Annotated in this window: 14 protein-coding genes; 3 read left to right on the top strand and 11 right to left on the bottom strand. The window is 61.4% G+C overall.

The window, feature by feature from the left end; all coding sequences use genetic code 11:
* Positions 1 to 101 precede the first annotated feature (101 nt).
* The 6 genes from U8326_RS15735 to U8326_RS15710 form a co-directional block, all read right to left on the bottom strand.
* Entirely contained in the window at positions 102 to 890 is a 789-nt protein-coding gene (locus U8326_RS15735; RefSeq protein ID WP_324741429.1) for an EthD domain-containing protein, read from the bottom strand.
* 42 nt (positions 891 to 932) lie between these two features.
* Positions 933 to 1,433, bottom strand: a complete 501-nt coding sequence (locus U8326_RS15730) for a hypothetical protein (RefSeq protein ID WP_324741427.1) — start codon at positions 1,431 to 1,433, stop codon at positions 933 to 935.
* Positions 1,433 to 2,620 carry a phosphotransferase family protein gene (locus tag U8326_RS15725; RefSeq protein ID WP_324741425.1) on the bottom strand — a complete coding sequence of 396 codons (1,188 nt, stop codon included), beginning with the start codon at positions 2,618 to 2,620 and terminating at the stop codon, positions 1,433 to 1,435. Before U8326_RS15725 ends, U8326_RS15730 begins: the two co-directional genes overlap by 1 nt.
* Before the next feature lie 51 nt (positions 2,621 to 2,671).
* A complete protein-coding gene (locus U8326_RS15720; RefSeq protein WP_324741423.1) occupies positions 2,672 to 3,610 on the bottom strand; it encodes a DUF7064 domain-containing protein in 939 nt (312 codons plus the stop codon).
* A gap of 87 nt (positions 3,611 to 3,697) precedes the next feature.
* On the bottom strand, positions 3,698 to 6,163 hold the full coding sequence (locus U8326_RS15715; RefSeq protein ID WP_324741421.1) for a TonB-dependent receptor: 2,466 nt from the start codon (positions 6,161 to 6,163) through the stop codon (positions 3,698 to 3,700).
* A 383-nt stretch (positions 6,164 to 6,546) separates the two neighbouring features.
* The gene (locus tag U8326_RS15710; RefSeq protein ID WP_324741420.1) at positions 6,547 to 7,065 is read right to left on the bottom strand and encodes a nitroreductase/quinone reductase family protein; all 519 of its coding nucleotides are present in this window, start codon (positions 7,063 to 7,065) and stop codon (positions 6,547 to 6,549) included.
* Between the two features lie 189 nt (positions 7,066 to 7,254).
* Here U8326_RS15710 and U8326_RS15705 point away from each other — a divergent pair, with 189 nt between their 5' ends.
* Entirely contained in the window at positions 7,255 to 8,451 is a 1,197-nt protein-coding gene (locus U8326_RS15705; protein WP_324741419.1) for a phosphotransferase family protein, read from the top strand.
* Positions 8,452 to 8,463: 12 nt separating this feature from the next.
* Positions 8,464 to 8,958: a PaaI family thioesterase gene (locus U8326_RS15700; protein WP_324741417.1), complete on the top strand. Its 495-nt coding sequence runs from the start codon at positions 8,464 to 8,466 to the stop codon at positions 8,956 to 8,958.
* A 6-nt stretch (positions 8,959 to 8,964) separates the two neighbouring features.
* Here U8326_RS15700 and U8326_RS15695 read toward each other — a convergent pair whose 3' ends face one another.
* The 5 genes from U8326_RS15695 to U8326_RS15675 all read right to left on the bottom strand — a co-directional run bounded on the left by U8326_RS15695 (position 8,965) and on the right by U8326_RS15675 (position 14,240).
* Positions 8,965 to 10,587, bottom strand: a complete 1,623-nt coding sequence (locus U8326_RS15695; protein ID WP_324741415.1) for an MFS transporter — start codon at positions 10,585 to 10,587, stop codon at positions 8,965 to 8,967.
* Between the two features lie 22 nt (positions 10,588 to 10,609).
* Positions 10,610 to 11,350 carry an SDR family NAD(P)-dependent oxidoreductase gene (locus tag U8326_RS15690; RefSeq protein ID WP_324741412.1) on the bottom strand — a complete coding sequence of 247 codons (741 nt, stop codon included), beginning with the start codon at positions 11,348 to 11,350 and terminating at the stop codon, positions 10,610 to 10,612.
* A 4-nt stretch (positions 11,351 to 11,354) separates the two neighbouring features.
* Positions 11,355 to 12,170, bottom strand: a complete 816-nt coding sequence (locus U8326_RS15685) for an alpha/beta hydrolase (protein WP_324741410.1) — start codon at positions 12,168 to 12,170, stop codon at positions 11,355 to 11,357.
* 33 nt (positions 12,171 to 12,203) lie between these two features.
* A complete protein-coding gene (locus tag U8326_RS15680) occupies positions 12,204 to 13,355 on the bottom strand; it encodes an LLM class flavin-dependent oxidoreductase (protein WP_324741408.1) in 1,152 nt (383 codons plus the stop codon).
* Between the two features lie 123 nt (positions 13,356 to 13,478).
* Entirely contained in the window at positions 13,479 to 14,240 is a 762-nt protein-coding gene (locus U8326_RS15675) for an SDR family NAD(P)-dependent oxidoreductase (RefSeq protein ID WP_324741406.1), read from the bottom strand.
* A 100-nt stretch (positions 14,241 to 14,340) separates the two neighbouring features.
* Here U8326_RS15675 and U8326_RS15670 point away from each other — a divergent pair, with 100 nt between their 5' ends.
* Complete coding sequence (locus tag U8326_RS15670; RefSeq protein WP_324741404.1) at positions 14,341 to 15,318, top strand: hypothetical protein; 978 nt, start codon at positions 14,341 to 14,343, stop codon at positions 15,316 to 15,318.
* The last annotated feature ends 4 nt before the right edge of the window (positions 15,319 to 15,322 follow it).

The raw sequence follows: 15,322 nt of genomic DNA, 5'->3' as shown, positions 1-15,322 counted from the left end.
ATTCAGCAGCTGCGCCGATTCCGGCCTAGGCTCCCGGATATTCTAGCGCTTTGACCCCGATCAAGAAAGCGAATATTTCTCGGCTTTTGATCAAGGCGCCGCTAGAGCGCCCACTCGCGCTCCACATAGGGATATTCCTTGCCGGAAAACAGGAACGACTGGCCCAATTCTATGAAATTGCGTTCGTCCTGGGCCGCGGTCAGCCTGGCCTGATCCACATCCGCGCCACCGGGAACACGCGAGCGGTCGAACCACGCTTCCGCATGTCCGATAAACCGCCCTACTCCGAAACCAAGCGCCGATGCGACGCGTTCGGTCAGCGGATAATCGCGGCGATGAACCTGATAATAACAGGTGGTGCCCCGCGCGACGGCATAGGAACGAACCAGCGGGCCATGTTCGGTCAGCCAATAGCTTTGCGCCTCGGCATCGCTCATGCCGGCGCGCGGCATCAGCGGAAAGACGAGCTTGAGGAGCGGAGTGCGCGGCCGCGCGGCGACGCGCCCGGGCGCGGAAGAAACCTGCGGAAATTCATGGGCAAGCCAGCACAGCGATCCGGCTGCGTCGACAATTCCCTCGCCCGCCTGGCGGACCAGGGCGAGTGCAGAAGCGCCCCCGGAAGAACCGAGCAGCGCCTCGAGCGCATCATGGGATGGCCACCAGAAATCCGCCATCGCCTCGAACGGGCTGACCAGGCTGCCCCGCAACTCCGTCGCGATACGGTCGCCCTCGGCGGCATCCGGATCGGCATGAAGCTGGACATAGCGGATCAATCCGAGCTTCGCCTGCAAGCCCGCGACGGCAGGCCCGACGACATCCCGCAGGCCAGCGAAGAACGCTTCGGGATCGAGCGACGCATCGCGCTTCAGAAGGCAGACCAATCTTATCATTATCAAGCGTATCCTCTCCGCGCGATACGGAAGCGCCCTAGATCAGAGCACGGTTTCGAGCGGCGGCAGCTTATCCCGATCAGGATCGATTCCATTGCCCTTGAACCAGACCCGGCTGCGCAGCGCGTCCTTCTCGCCATAAGCGAGAATTACATCCCAGGCGCCGCGTGGCAATGGCTTGCTGCCTTCATCGCCGAGGATCACCTTGTCGACCGCCGCGCCGACAGCGCAGATGCCGGCATTGAGCGCATCTATATCGTATATATCGATGTCCGCCACCTGAGCGAGCGCGGCGCGCAAGCCGGCGGCCTGCTCGTCGTCCACTTCGGACGCCAGCGCCTCGGCCAGCTCGCGCATCATCCGGAAGGAGCCGGCCTCATAACGGACGGCGTCCTTCCACTGATCCTTGAGCATGGCGAGATGGCCGACAATCAGGCGCACCTGCTCCTGCGCGAGTTTCTGATCCGCCGGAATGGCCGGAGCGACCACTTCCTGCATCGCTTTCATCATATTCCTGAAACGAACGTCGACACTGGGTAGCATCAGAGTTCCTCCCTGATCATGTTGCTGATCTGCTCGAGGAACACGCCGCCGGCCGAACCCAGCCAGGTCATCACGTTTTCCTGATGATTGGTGTGCCCTTCGGCCACGCGCATCGCCTGGCCGAGATCCATCACCGCGCATTTGTAGGCATTGAGGATCTCATACCAGCGCAGCTTGGCCGGATCGATCGCATTGCCCGACAGGCGCTGATATTTTTCCAGAAATTCCTCGCGCGGGAGAAAGCCGGAAACGAGGAACTGCCCCTTGTCGTCGAGATAGCCGAACAAGCGCTGGATCGTCCAGGCGATGTCTTCATGATAATCGCCCAGATGGCCCAGCTCCCAGTCGAGAATGGCCGTGAATTGCCCGCTCGGCTCCTCGAACATGAAATTGCCGATGCGCAGGTCGCCATGGACGACCCCGACCTTGTCGCAAACCGGGATATTCTCCCGCAGCCAGCGCTCGCACAGGGTGATGATCGGCACGGGTTCGACTATCGCGTTCCAGTACAGGCCGGACCAGAAGTTCAGCTCCCACAAGCCGGCGTCCGTGGTTCCTTCCCTCGGCCTGGCGAAAAGCGAGAGATCCTTCGAGCGCCAGTCCAGCCCATGCGTCTTGACGAAGGCATCGACGAACTGGGGGGCGAGCTTGGGGGCTATGTCGTCGAAGCGCGTGCCCATGCCCGACACGCCCTTGGCCCCGCTGGTGGTAGGCTCCGTCACCCCGGACACGAATTCCAGGATGGAGCCCGCCTGATCCAGGATTTCCGCATCCGCATCGACATGGCGGATCGGGGCGACCGGCAGGGTTCCGATCATCGCATTCTGCAACTGGGCTTCCCGCCCGCGGCAGGATTGGGAAATGCCTTCCGGGGGGTCCATCCGCAGGACCAGCTTCTCGCTTTCCGGTTTGCCGGCATGGGCGAAATCGAAAATGAACTGTTCCTTGGATGCCCCGCCGGACATGCGCCGCACATTCTCTATCCTGGCGTCCTTGTAGCCGAGATGATCGAAATAGCGCTCGAGCATCGCCGCGATCTCGTCGCTGGTGCGGGCGCGATAGGGGCCCTTGCGGCGATATTCGAGCGTACGCTCCAGAACCCATTTCTGGCGTGGGTCCATCGCATTGCGATCCCACGGATCGGCAAAGGCCTTGCCATTGACTCCGCGGACTTCCTCTTCCAACATCTGCATCTCCTTGGTGCCGGTCTACGCATCCGGCCTGAACCTCGAGTGAAACTAGTTTCCGTTGCCTCGCCATGGGAAATTGAAGCCGCCTTCGCCCATGCCATAGCCGAGCGTGCCGTCCGCGAGCCGGAACTCCATCATCTGCTCAACCATCATGAAAGTGTCGAACGGATAGTGCCAATGGAACATCGGCTTGCCCGTGAAATCCCAGAGACGGCCGGTTTCGTCCCATATCTTCCAATGGCCCGATTTGAAGCGGACGCCATCCTCGTAATATTCGATTTCCTCTTCCATGCGATCTATCGCCATCCAGCGCGTGCCATCATGCAGGATCTTCTGATAGCTGTGCCCATGATCGGTAATGCCGTGGACGGCGACGCAGGCCATGCCATTGTCGAAGATCGGCCAGACGAGGCGATAGTGGTGAAGCCCGGACCAGTTGCGCGGTCCCGCGCTGATATCGCGCCAGCCCGTGGTGTCGATCGTCACGGTTTCACCATTCTTTAGCCTGAGCGCGCCCTTGACCGAACACACCCCTTCCGGGTGGTAGAAACTCAGCTCGCGTCCGATCGCGTCATCGTCGCTCTTGTCGTCCTTGCCGACATGGATGCTGTCGCAAAGCTCGAACAACTGGTCCCAGACGAGATCCGCCGAGAAATCCTCGTGCGCGACGGTGACCCTGCAGCTTTGCAGAGGTTTCTCGACCTTGAAGGTAATCCCGGCGAGGGTGACCCCCGGATCGGGCCGATCCTGGGTATAGGGAAGGTTCATATTGCTGCGCAGGAACAGCGGCTTGCCATCGCGAAAGAAGATCGCCCAGCAATTGCTTTCGCCGAGGTTCTGCAGGAACCCCATCCGGATGAAGGCGCCGCAGCCCGTATGCCGGTCATAGAAATTGAAGAAGTAGCTCTGGTTCCATTTGCGGATTTCAGAGTTGCGAATCAGCTTCTCGCAATCCCGCTGCATGGCCTCCAGGGTCAACTCACTCATATCCCTCTCCCGTATTTGCGTTAGTCCATACGCAAAAGGGCCCCGGCCGTAAAGCCGGAGCCCCCATTGCAACCGATTTTATTCGGATCAGTTGAACTTGAAACCGAAGGTCACGCCATAGGTGGCCGGCATGCCCGCGAAGCGAGCGGCCGAGTCAGCCGAGGAGATGACGTTGGTCCAGTAGTAGGTGTTGAAGATGTTCTTGCCCCAGACCATGACCTTCCAAGCGCCATCCGGAGCTTCGTAACCCAAGCGGGCATCAACCGTGGTCCAGCCCTTGAGAGCGAACGGGTTGGTCACACCCGGCGCCAGGAAGCAGACCGGATCGCCGCTCGAGTCGGTCAAGCAACCATCCAGATACTTCATCCGGCTAGCGCCGGGCTGCGAATCGGACTTGGTCCGCGTGCTGAGGGTAACGCCGAAGAACGGAGCGCCACCGTTGGACAGTTCCTTGCGGTAATCGAGGTTGACCGTGCCCGACCATTTCGGCGTGAAGGGCAGCGGATCGCCAGCGAAATCGTCCTGAACACCCAGCACGTTATAATCGTATGGAGCTGCCGGGCTCTCCTTGATCTTGGAGTTCAGGTAGGTGACCGCACCGCTCAGGGTCAGGCCATCGACCGGACGAACGGTGAGTTCAGCTTCCGCGCCCCAGATGCGGGACTTCGGAATGTTCACCAGGGTTTCCAGACCACCGAAGAACGGGTCGGCCAGACGGCCGCGGATCTGCTTGTCCTTGTAATCCATGTAGAAGGCCGCGCCATTGAACTGGATGGCACGATTGGCCAGCGTGGCCTTGAAACCGCCTTCGTAAGCGGTCACAGATTCCTGGGTGACCGGTTCGAGCGCGACATAGCCAGCAGCAGCCAGCGTCGGGAAGGAGCCAGCCTTGTAGCCACGCGAAACGTTGGCATAGAGCAGCACATCCGGGTTGACCTTATAGTCCAAGCCAACGCGCCACGACACATTGTCTTCCTTCAGATTGCCACGGAACACTTCGCCCGGAATACCGTCATAGTTGAGAGTGTAGCAGCCGGACGGATCAATCGGAGTGAACGGAATACCCGCTGCCTGACCGATCAAATTGAAGAACTTGTTCACATTGCCGTTTTCGATCGTGTACGAGCACATCGCGTTCTTGTTCGACGTGTCGGTGTAACGAGCAGAAGCCTTCAGTGTGAGTTGCTCGGTCACATCGAATTCGAGGTTGCCGAACACGGCCCAGTTTTCGATCTTCTGGAGATTACGGGCACCCGAATAGTTGATGTAATACAACGTCGGATCATAGCTGGTGTTGTCGAAATAGCGCAGCCCCTGATCGTCGAGGGTCTTGCTCTTTTCGTAGTTGGCACCGATCATCCAGCGAATCTGCGACCTCGGATCGTTCGACAGGCGGAGTTCCTGGTTGAAGCTCTTGATGAAGCCGTCGTTCTTCTGAAGATCGTAGGTGACATAGGCCATGCCGTCGCCATCCACGCCCTGGTTCTGCTTGTAGTGCGAGTAGGACGTGATCGAGGTCAGGGTCAGAGAACCCAGTTCGAGGTCGGCACGCATCGAAGCCTGCCACATGCGGCGATTGGAGAAGGGATCAAGATTGGTCTGGCCCCATTTGGCGCGCTCAACCGGATTATCCGCACCCGCATAACCGAAATCATCGGAACCCGGACCATAATTCGCAGGATCGGCGACAAGCGTCGACCAATCGGCAATACGCGGATTGCCGTAGGACCACAGAGCGCTCGGGTTGCGGTAGAAGTCATGCAGATCTTCGCGCAGCGAACCCCAGTTCTGGACGCGGATACCGACGAGCTGCTGCGCCTGCGGCTGCGACTTGTCGCGCCATGCATTGACGTTGAAGGACAGCTTGAGGGTTTCGGTCGCATCGACATCGAGCAACACGCGGCCCGCGATGTAGGACTGGCCACCGTTCTTGTCGTTACGGGTCGCGCTGTATTGCCAATCGTCGCCGTTCAGGCCGGTCACGGCCACACGGCCGCGCACGCCTTCGGCCAGCGGACCGCTGATGAAGGCATTGCCTTCGATCGTGTTGAAGCGGCCATAGCTGATGTCGCCGCCGGCCTCGAAGGTTTCGGTCGGCTTGTTGGCGATGTAGTTGATCGCGCCGCCGGTGGAGTTCTGGCCGAACAGGGTGCCCTGCGGACCCTTCAGCGCTTCGATGCGCTGCAGGTCAAACGCGGTGTGCGAAGCCAGCGCCGGGAACGGCATCGGAACCTGATCGAGATAAACCGAAACGGCCGGATAGACGCCCAGCGAGCTTTCGTTGAAGCCGACGCCGCGCAACGTCAGGATCGGCGTGCCGGTGTTCGACGGAGCGAAGGCGAGGCCGGGAACCACCGAAGCAACGTCGGACAGCGAGGTCAGCTTGCGCTCCTGCAGTGCCGCGCCGGAAATGGCGGTGATGGAAAGACCGACGTCGTTGAGGTTCTCCTCACGCTTGTTGGCCGTGACGACGATTTCGCCCGCGTCCTGGGCGACAGCTACGCCAGGCACCAACACCATGGCGGTTGCAAGCAGATAATTGCGGAAATGCATCAACATCCTCCCCTGAAGCCAACTCCGACATGAGTTCGGCTTTTCCAGATAGCAGCTCCTAATTTCGGGGGATTGATTGTCAACGCGTTCCCGAGAATGTTTCAGGAAAATGCTCGAACGTGTTGCAAAAAGGGCGCAGCTGCATCGCAGCCGCGCCCCTGTTTGTTGGCAGAGCATCTTGTCAGCGTGAACTTGCCGGAACTTGAAACCGAAAATAATTCCGCAAGCGGCAGGCCGGCAACCTATGGGCTACCGGCCTGATTTCAATGGACTAGAGTGATTTCGAAGCAAGTGGAGTCACTTGCTGGCTCGGAAATCACTGACAACAGGTAAATTACAGACTCGTTCCGGTTCAACCGGGACCGGAACGAGTCCAAGGCCGGTCAGAGCGTGACGCCTTCGGGCAGGTCGAGAGCCACCACCGGGATCTCCCGCTGGCAGCGCGACTGGTATTCCGCCTGGGCGGGCTGCTCCCTGGTGATGAAATCCCAATAGGGCTTGCGCGCTTCGCCGGTGATGACCCGCGCGGTCGCCTCGGAGCCATTGGCCCCTACCTGAATGCGGCACTGCGGATTCGCTTCAAGGTTGAGGAACCACACCGGCGGCTCTTCCGTGCCGCCGCGCGAGGCCACGATCAGGATATCGCCGTTGAAGCGGTAATATTGCAGCGCCGTGTTGCGCCATTCGCCGCTCTTGCGGCCAAGGTGGTGCAGCAGCAGGCACGATACCGGGCCGCCCGGAGTGCCGATCGCGATCGGGTCCCAGTAATGCGCCGCTTCCGGATCGGTGAGATATTGCTGCCGGTGCTTCTCCAGCTCTTCCTTCACCAGATCCGGCAGAGCCTTGAACTCATCCTTCGCGAAATTCGTTGCCCGAACCTCATCCATCTTGCCAGACGACATGTCTTTACTCTCCCGATCTCGATACGAAGCGCGAGGTAAACCGGCAGGGCCTGTCATTGTCAATCAATTCTCCTTCGGCTTTCGGAGATTTGCGCTGCCCCCTTGGCTTGCCGGGCGACAGGCTATAGGCGGGTCTTCCGCAAACCATGGGGGCCTCGCAGGCCGGACCACACGCAACTGGACGAGGATATGCCGACAGACATTCGCAGCAACCCAGACAAGGCCTGGATCGAAGCCGTTCGCGAGCGGTATGAGGTCGAACGGACGGTGGACCTCGCCCTGACCCGCAAACTGGAGCGGCGCGGCTCGCAGACTTTCAGCATCGCCCAGCTCGATGAATTGACCCAGCGGCTCGAAGCTTTCCTTGCAAAGCGAATCGAAGGCCCGTTTACCCTCCGCAACCTGCGCGCGCTTACCGGCGGCAATTCCAAGGAGCAGTTCTCCTTCGAACTGGACTGGAACTGCAATGGCGAAGTCCGCAAGGGCGAGAAGATGGTGCTGCGCCGCGAACAGGCAGAATCCATCGTGGAAGCCGACAAGCTGAGGGAATTTCAGCTGGTCAGGGTGGCCGCATCCATGATGCCGGTTCCCAAAGCCTACTGGCTGGACGAAAGCGGGGATGAACTGGGCCGTCCGGCGCTGATCTACAGCTTCGTGACCGGAGTGCAGAAGCCGACCAAATCCACCAGCAAGGTCACCGGGATCGGCATCAACTTCGACGCCGATTACCGTGCCGCGCTGGGGCCGCAATTCATCGATTACCTGGCGCGGATTCATAATTTCGAACCGGCCGGGCATGACCTGTCCGCCTTCGATATTCCGCAAGTCGGCACCACCCAGGACGTGGACTGGCAGATCAACTGGTGGGCCAGAGCCTGGTTCGAGGACCGGCTGGAAGATGTTCCCCTCATGACCCTGGCCGAGCGGTGGCTCCGGGCCAATCGCAAACCCCTGGATCACCTGTCGCTGATCCACGGCGATTTCCGCACCGGCAATTTCCTGTTCGACGAGGATACCCTGAAAATTACGGCAATACTCGATTGGGAAACCGGCTATTTCGGCGATCGCCATGGCGATCTGGCGTGGGTCCTCAATCCGGTCTTCATCACGCCATCCGAAACCGGCGAGCCTCTGTACACTTCTCTTTTCGCGCGCGACAAGTTCCTGCGCGACTACGAGAAGGCCAGCGGCCTCACCGTGGATGAGGAACGGCTGACCTACTACAACATCTTCGCCTATTGGCGTTCGGTCGTGCTCACCCTGGGGGCCGGTCCGCGCGCGGCCGGGGCGCTCAAGACTCATCAGGACGTCGTGCTGAGCTGGTTCGCGGGGATTTCCTATCCCCTCATCGAGGCGCTGCGCCGGGAACTGGACAAGGTGGTCTGACCGGGATTCATCATGACAAGCCTGGCACCGGACGGCTTCGTCCGCTTCGACGATCTGGCAGGCAATGCCTATATGGAAATGGTCGGCCCGCTGTTCATGCGGGTCGATTCCGAACGCGGCCCCTTGTTCGGCTTCCGGGTTGAACCAAGGCACTGCAACGCCATCGGCATCTGCCATGGCGGAATGATCGCCACATTCGCCGATATCTACCTGCCGACCCAATTGCGGTTCGATCCGGCATTCGATGACGGCTATACGCCCACGATCTCCCTGACGCTCGATTTCCTGGGCATGGCCAGGGTCGGCACATGGGTCGAGGGGAGCGGGCGCCTGCTCAGAAGGACGGGGCGGATGATCTTCACCGAGGGACTTGTCACCGCCGATGGCGAGCCGGTCCTTCGGGCGAGCGGAACGTTCCGGAGAGGCAAGCCGGGCGAACGGATCGACACCAACGAGCATCTGCAAGAGCTGGCGGGGACGTGGCCGACCCCGCCTCTTTCCGGATAAATCCTATCAGGCAGCCGCCAGGGATGTGTCGCCGGCGGCGCGAGCGCGCCGATCGACGCTGGCCTCGCCTTCCGGCAGAATGATGGCGAGCCGCCACAGCAGCAGCAGCAAGGGCGGCATGACCAGGAACAGCGAGAGCATCGCCCATTGCAGATTCCCGGTGATGTCGCTGATCACGCCGACCATATAGGGGCCGAGGCCAAGGCCGATCAGGCTGCTGGCCAGGGTCTGCACGGCAAACCCCGCCCCGCGCAGGCGCGGAATGACCAGATCCTGGGCGCTGGCGATCATGATCGGCGACCACACCGTCAGCAACAGCAGCGAAAAGAAGTTCAGCACAAAGAACAGCGTGACGCTGGTGGTGGTATATTGGACGACCGTGACGGCGGTGAAGCCGATCATGCAAAGGATCAGGAAATAGAGACGCCCCGCGGGATGGCGCAGCTTGACCCAGTCGCCGATCCATCCGCCGAGGAAAGTGCCGATCCCGCCGCCAAACACAGCGATCAGCCCCAGCGCGAAGCCATCTTCGGGACCCAGCCCGAGATAGCGATTGCCATATAGATAGACGAAGGCGCCGGTGGCATAGGTGTAGATTCCCAGCAGGCCGCAGCAGAGCGCGAGCAGGCGGTAAGTCTTCCCGCCCAGGGTGAGCGCATGGGTAACCGGATCGCGCAACCTCACCGATTGGCCCCAGCTGAATGCCGCATAGGAGCCGATGCCGATGGCGAGCCATTGGACCAGATTGCTCGTCACGGTGAAACCGGCAATAGTGCCGATCACGGCGCGCCGCTCCGGCGGCAGCATGTCCTCGATCACGACATGGACGACAAGGCTCAAGGCCAGGGCTATCGCCAGACCCAGCACATTGCGGCGCATGGTCGCGGCATCCCCGCCCAGCCTGCGAATGCTGGCGATGCTCCAGGGCGGGAACATCATCTTCGCTTCCGTCAGCACATTGCGGAATGGATGCGGGTCGCCGGGATGGGGATTGCCATCCAGCTCGCCCCGCACCGGCTCGCGAACCGTAAGATAGACCAGCAGGGCAAGAAGAATGCCGGGCAGGCCGACTATGATGAAGGCGGCTTGCCAGCCGGCCATGTCGAACCAGCCCGGCCACCAGTCCAGCACATAGCCGCCGATAATCAGCGACAGGCCGATCCCGACATAGACCCCCGTGGTGTAAATCGCGAGTATCGTCCCCCGTATCCGCTTGGGGAAATAATCCCCCAGCAGCGAAATCGCGGCAGGGGAAGCGCTTGCCTCGCCGACGCCCACGCCGAGCCGGGCAAGACCCAGCTGGACGAAATTGCCCGCAAAGCCGGAAACGGTCGTCATCAGCGACCAGAAGCACAGGCCGATCGAGAGCGTCTTCACCCGGCTCCAGCCGTCCGCCAGCCGTGCCAGCGGAATGCCGAACAGCGCATAGAACATGGCGAAGGCCGTGCCATAGAGCAGACCGATCTGCGCATCCGTAAGGCCAAGATCGGCCTTGAGATAGGGAGCGAGGATCGTGATGATCTGCCGATCCACGAAGTTCATCGTGTAGATCAGCACCAGCAGGGCAAGCACGTACCAGGGATACCAGCCGCCCTTCGCCGAACCGCCATTCATTGCATTACCACTCACGTCGGCCGCTTTTCAATGTGCCTCAGCGCGCCAGATAGCCCCCGTCGACGGGGTAGTAGGCGCCCGTTATGAAGCTTGCGGCGGAAGAAGCAAGGAAAGCGACGGCGGCGGCGATTTCGGCGGGCTGGGCAAGCCGTCCGATCGGGTGCAGCGAAGCGATCTGGTCCAGATGCTCGAGCGTCGCCTTCTTCAACAGCGGGGTTTCGACATAGCCCGGCCCGATCGCATTGACGCGAATGTTTTTGGATACGCATTCCAGCGCGGCCGTCTTGGTCAAGCCCACCACGCCATGCTTGGAGGAAATATACGGAGCCGCGCCATCGCGCGCGATGGCACCCATGATCGAGGCGATGTTGACGATCGAGCCGCCGGTCTTCTCCATCGCCGGAATCTCGGCCTTCAGGCAGTAGAATACGCCGTCCAGATTGATGCCGACCACCTTGCGCCAGTCTTCCACGCTGGTCTCCGTGATGGGCGCCAGTTCGGTGGAGATGCCGGCATTGTTGACCGCGATGTCGAGGCGGCCGAATTGCTGCAGGGCGAAATCGACCATCCCCTGGCAGGAGGCCGCATCGGCCACATCGACCTGGACGGATGCGGCGCCTTCACCCAGTTCGGCGGCCAGCTTCGCGCCGGCTTCTGCGGACAGGTCCGCGATGACGACCTTGGCGCCCGAAGCGTGAAAAACGCGGATACAGGCTTCGCCGATACCCGATGCGCCGCCCGTTACCAGCGCGACCTTGCCGTTGAGTTCGAAATTCATGGATTCAGCCCTTCATCTCGAGATTTTCGGCTTCGAGTTCGTCCAGGAATTCCTCGATCGCCTTGTTGACCTGATCGGGATGGGTGATGTTGACCGCATGCGGCCCGCCCTCGATCAGGGTGACGCTACGCGCATCGGGCACGCCCTGCGGCGTCCTGAGGCCCAGTTCATGCGAAGTGGCGATATCGGCCAGGCCGTGAATGGTCGCCACGGGCACCGAAACGTCCTTCAAGCGATCCCACAGCGGGTCGATCGACATCAGGCAGCCGGTCGCATCGCGCACCTGCTGCTTGGTCATGTCGAACCAGGCCTTGTGCCAGTAATCGTGGTTGGCGCCGGGGCCGAGAATGAAGCTGGCGAGGAATTCGACCTTCCCCTGATCCGCGCCATTGACGAACCAGTCGTCCATCGTGCGCACGAAGGTATCGTCGCCGCTGTCCGGCACTTCGCCCGCCTGGGTGGCAAGCTGGACGATGCCGTAGAATTTCTCCGGCTCGAGCAGTGCCCCGCGCATCCCGACGATACCGCCCTGGCTCATGCCCACATGGACGATCTTGCCGAGATCGAGCGCATCGACCAAGCCGAGCAGATCCCTGGCGGAATCCCAATAGTTGAAATCGCCCTGCCATTGGGTTTCGCCATGGCCGCGCGCATCCCAGGCGATGCAGCGGCAGCGCGATTTGAAATATTCGACCTGCTGGTCGAACATCGTATGGTTCATCATGTAGCCGTGGCTGAAGACAAGCGGGACACCGGGCCCACCCGTATCCTCCAGCGCGATTTTCGCACCGGACGGCACGTCGACGAATTTCACTGCCATGATTTCTCTCCCGCGGAATGGGCCGTGTAGCGCTTACTTATTTTCGGCGTAGACTCTGGCCATGGCTTCCTGGGCCCTGGCGGTGATTTCGGCGCCTTCGAAGCCGGTGCCCATGACATCCTCGAAGCTGGCCAGGGTGGCCCGGTTGGTGCCCCGGTAGTAAGGGATCACCTCTTCGGCGAACAGCTGATGGCTGCGCAGCGTCGCATCGTGCCGCGCCCAGTCCACCCCCATCAGCATGTAGCAGCCGAACCCGCCAGACTTCTCGATCAGCCGGTCGATCTGCGCACGCGCCATCTCCGGCGTCCCGATCACCGCAAACCCCTGCTCGTTGAGCTGGTCCACCGCCCGGTCCGTGCTCGACCAGTCGATCCCCGCCCCCGGGTTGATGTGCTCCCGGTAGTTCTCCAGCTTGCACATCCCGTAGCGCACTTCATCGCGCGCCTGCTCGAACGTCTCGGCGATATGCATCGGACCCATCAGGCGCCACTTGCTGCGATCCGCCACATGGCCGGCCTTCTTCGCTTCCGTCTCGATGATCTGCCAATGCTCCAGCAGCTTCTCCACACCCACCGGATGCGTCGCAGCCACCGACAGCAGCCCCATCCCGTGCTTGCCTGCCAGCAGCGGACCCGACGGCGAGATCACACCCACCGTCGCCATGTCGAAATTGCTGTAGGGCAGCAGCTGCAGCCGCGCATCGACCAGGTTGAACCAGTCCGTCTTGCGCGTTACCCGCTCACCCTTGAACAGCGGGATCAGCACTTCCAGCGCCTCATGCAGCATCCGCCGGTTGTTCAGCGGATCAAGGCCGATCATCTGCGCGTCCTGCACCAGCTGGCCCGGCGCAACCCCGAACATCATCCGTCCGCGCGTCATGTAATCGAGCTGCACGATCCGGTCCGCCACCATCAGCGGATTGTGATAGGGGATGGTGATCGCCCCCGTCCCCAGCTTGATGTGCCTGGTCCGCTCCGCCGCCGCCGCGATCGTCAGCTCCGGGCACGAGATCGTCTCCACCCCGCCCGAATGGTGCTCCCCGATCCACGCCTCGTCAAAACCCAGACGATCCAGGTTGATGATCGTCTCCATGTCCTGCTGCAACGCCAGCAGCGGGTTCAGGTCAGGCCGGTGATACGGGCCCATGAATATCCCAAACCGCATCGGCTCCTCGATAAATCTCATAATCCTGGTCCCAATCTTCCGCGCCCGCGCCTGCCATGCGACCATGGCGGTATCCGAGCAATTCTCGGTTCTCAGTGAGGGACGGGAAAACTCCTGTCAATCCGAGTCCCCTTGAATACCACCTCAGATAGCCGAGATTCCCCCGTCGATGGAATAGCACGCGCCATTCACATAAGTGGCGGCTTCGGACAGCAGGAAAGCCGTGACATTGGCGATTTCCTCGCGCCGGCCGAAGCGGCGGCTGGGAATCACCGCCATGCGGGCACGCGCGATTTCGGAAGGCGCGCCCGGCTTGCTGCCATAGATCGAATCGATCATCCGCCCCTCGACCGGGCCGGGGCAGATCGCATTGACGCGAATGCCGGCCTGCCCCCATTCGATAGCCCCTGTCCGGGTCAGGCCGATCACCGCATGCTTGCTGGCGATATAGGGCGCCATGCCCGCCGCGCCCTTGATGCCCGCCGTGCTGGCCACGTTCACGACCGAACCGCCGCTCTCGCACATCAGCGGAATCCCGTATTTCATGCCGAGGAACACGCCGGTCACATTGACGTCGACGACCTTGCGGAACACCTCGACATCCATCTCGTCGATGTTGACGGGCCGGTTCTCGATTCCAGCGCCATTGACCAGTCCGTCAAGCCGGCCGCCCATGCCGCCAAATGCCGCGGCCATCACCCCTTCATCGGTGACGTCGGCCACGAATGTCCGCAGCGCGCCGCCCGCTTCCGGCAGATCCGCAAGGCCGGCCAAGGCAGCCTCATCCCGATCGACCGCATATACGCTGGCCCCCAGCGAAAGGCACAATTGCACCATCGAAGTGCCGATATCCCCCGATGCGCCGATGATCGCGACATGCCGTTCCCGCAGGTTGAACAGGTCCAATTGCTTCCTCCCTTGATCCGAAACCGGTTTGGGTTGCGGTTGAATTTCGACATCCCTAGGAAGCTTGGCGGCGCTTGCCCACACAAAAAAGAGGATGCCGATGATTCTGGACAGCGATGTCGATTTCCACCCGACGGACCCGGCCGCGCATGACTGGGCGGAAACCAATTATTTCGCGTTCTTCAATGCGGAACGCCGCATCTGCGGCCATCTCCAGGCCCTCTTCCGCCCGAACCTGGGCATCGTGATGACCGATGTCCGCATCTGGCGCGGGCTGGTCGACCGTTCGCACGATGCGCTCTATGTCGCCAATCATCACCATCAGCCCGGCGCAAGCAGCTTGCGCGAATATGCATTGGCCAGCGGGCTCAGCGTGAAGGCCGCCAGCCCGCGCGACTATCGGGTCGATTACATCGGCATCGACGACACCGAGATCCATTTCGACATCAGCGGCATCATGGAGCCTTACGACATTTCCGATCCGGACATGGACCCCGTCACCAGGCAGCAGATGGACGGGGGCTTCGTTCTGGGCGAAGCCTATCGCGGCCATTGGGACATGCACGCGCGGGTGAAGGGGGAGATACGCTGCCGGGGGGAAGTGATCCCGGTCGATTGCGTGCAGGTCATGGACCACAGCTGGGGTCCCCGGACCGAAGTGGAACTGCCCGGGATGATGTGGCTGGGCGCCTATTTTCCGGACATCGACACCGCCGTTCACGGCTTCTTCCCAGCCGACCCGGTCCATTCGGATGAACTCGATCTGGCCCATGGCTATATCTGCCGGCAGGGCAAGGTCACCGGGCTGGTCTCGGCCAGGCTGATCCTCTCGCGGCTCAATTACCTGCCGATCGCCGCGGAATGGCACGGCGAGGATGCCGATGGGGAGAAATTCAGCCTTTACGGGGCTTCCATCGCGGGCGGCCCCTGGCCGGTCTATCCCAGCGTCGATGTGGGAATCACGCTCAAGCGCTGGACGATGGGCGGCCATGTGGGCCATGGGCTGGCGATGGAGAATACGTCCATGGCCTATCGCACGCGTCATGGCCTGGCCGCCAGCCAGGCTCCACGCCGGTAAATTC

It is taken from the genome of Tsuneonella sp. CC-YZS046 (assembly GCF_035581365.1).
Classification (GTDB): Bacteria; Pseudomonadota; Alphaproteobacteria; order Sphingomonadales; family Sphingomonadaceae; genus JAWKXU01.
This window is presented reverse-complemented; position numbering and strand designations above follow the sequence as displayed.

What these genes read in the sequence shown, in the direction of transcription:
- U8326_RS15735 (WP_324741429.1), bottom strand. Translation starts at nt 890, where the DNA reads ATGATAAGATTGGTCTGCCTTCTGAAGCGCGATGCGTCGCTCGATCCC.
- U8326_RS15730 (WP_324741427.1), bottom strand. Translation starts at nt 1,433, where the DNA reads ATGCTACCCAGTGTCGACGTTCGTTTCAGGAATATGATGAAAGCGATG.
- U8326_RS15725 (WP_324741425.1), bottom strand. Translation starts at nt 2,620, where the DNA reads ATGTTGGAAGAGGAAGTCCGCGGAGTCAATGGCAAGGCCTTTGCCGAT.
- U8326_RS15720 (WP_324741423.1), bottom strand. Translation starts at nt 3,610, where the DNA reads ATGAGTGAGTTGACCCTGGAGGCCATGCAGCGGGATTGCGAGAAGCTG.
- U8326_RS15715 (WP_324741421.1), bottom strand. Translation starts at nt 6,163, where the DNA reads ATGCATTTCCGCAATTATCTGCTTGCAACCGCCATGGTGTTGGTGCCT.
- U8326_RS15710 (WP_324741420.1), bottom strand. Translation starts at nt 7,065, where the DNA reads ATGTCGTCTGGCAAGATGGATGAGGTTCGGGCAACGAATTTCGCGAAG.
- U8326_RS15705 (WP_324741419.1), top strand. Translation starts at nt 7,255, where the DNA reads ATGCCGACAGACATTCGCAGCAACCCAGACAAGGCCTGGATCGAAGCC.
- U8326_RS15700 (WP_324741417.1), top strand. Translation starts at nt 8,464, where the DNA reads ATGACAAGCCTGGCACCGGACGGCTTCGTCCGCTTCGACGATCTGGCA.
- U8326_RS15690 (WP_324741412.1), bottom strand. Translation starts at nt 11,350, where the DNA reads ATGAATTTCGAACTCAACGGCAAGGTCGCGCTGGTAACGGGCGGCGCA.
- U8326_RS15685 (WP_324741410.1), bottom strand. Translation starts at nt 12,170, where the DNA reads ATGGCAGTGAAATTCGTCGACGTGCCGTCCGGTGCGAAAATCGCGCTG.
- U8326_RS15680 (WP_324741408.1), bottom strand. Translation starts at nt 13,355, where the DNA reads ATGAGATTTATCGAGGAGCCGATGCGGTTTGGGATATTCATGGGCCCG.
- U8326_RS15670 (WP_324741404.1), top strand. Translation starts at nt 14,341, where the DNA reads ATGATTCTGGACAGCGATGTCGATTTCCACCCGACGGACCCGGCCGCG.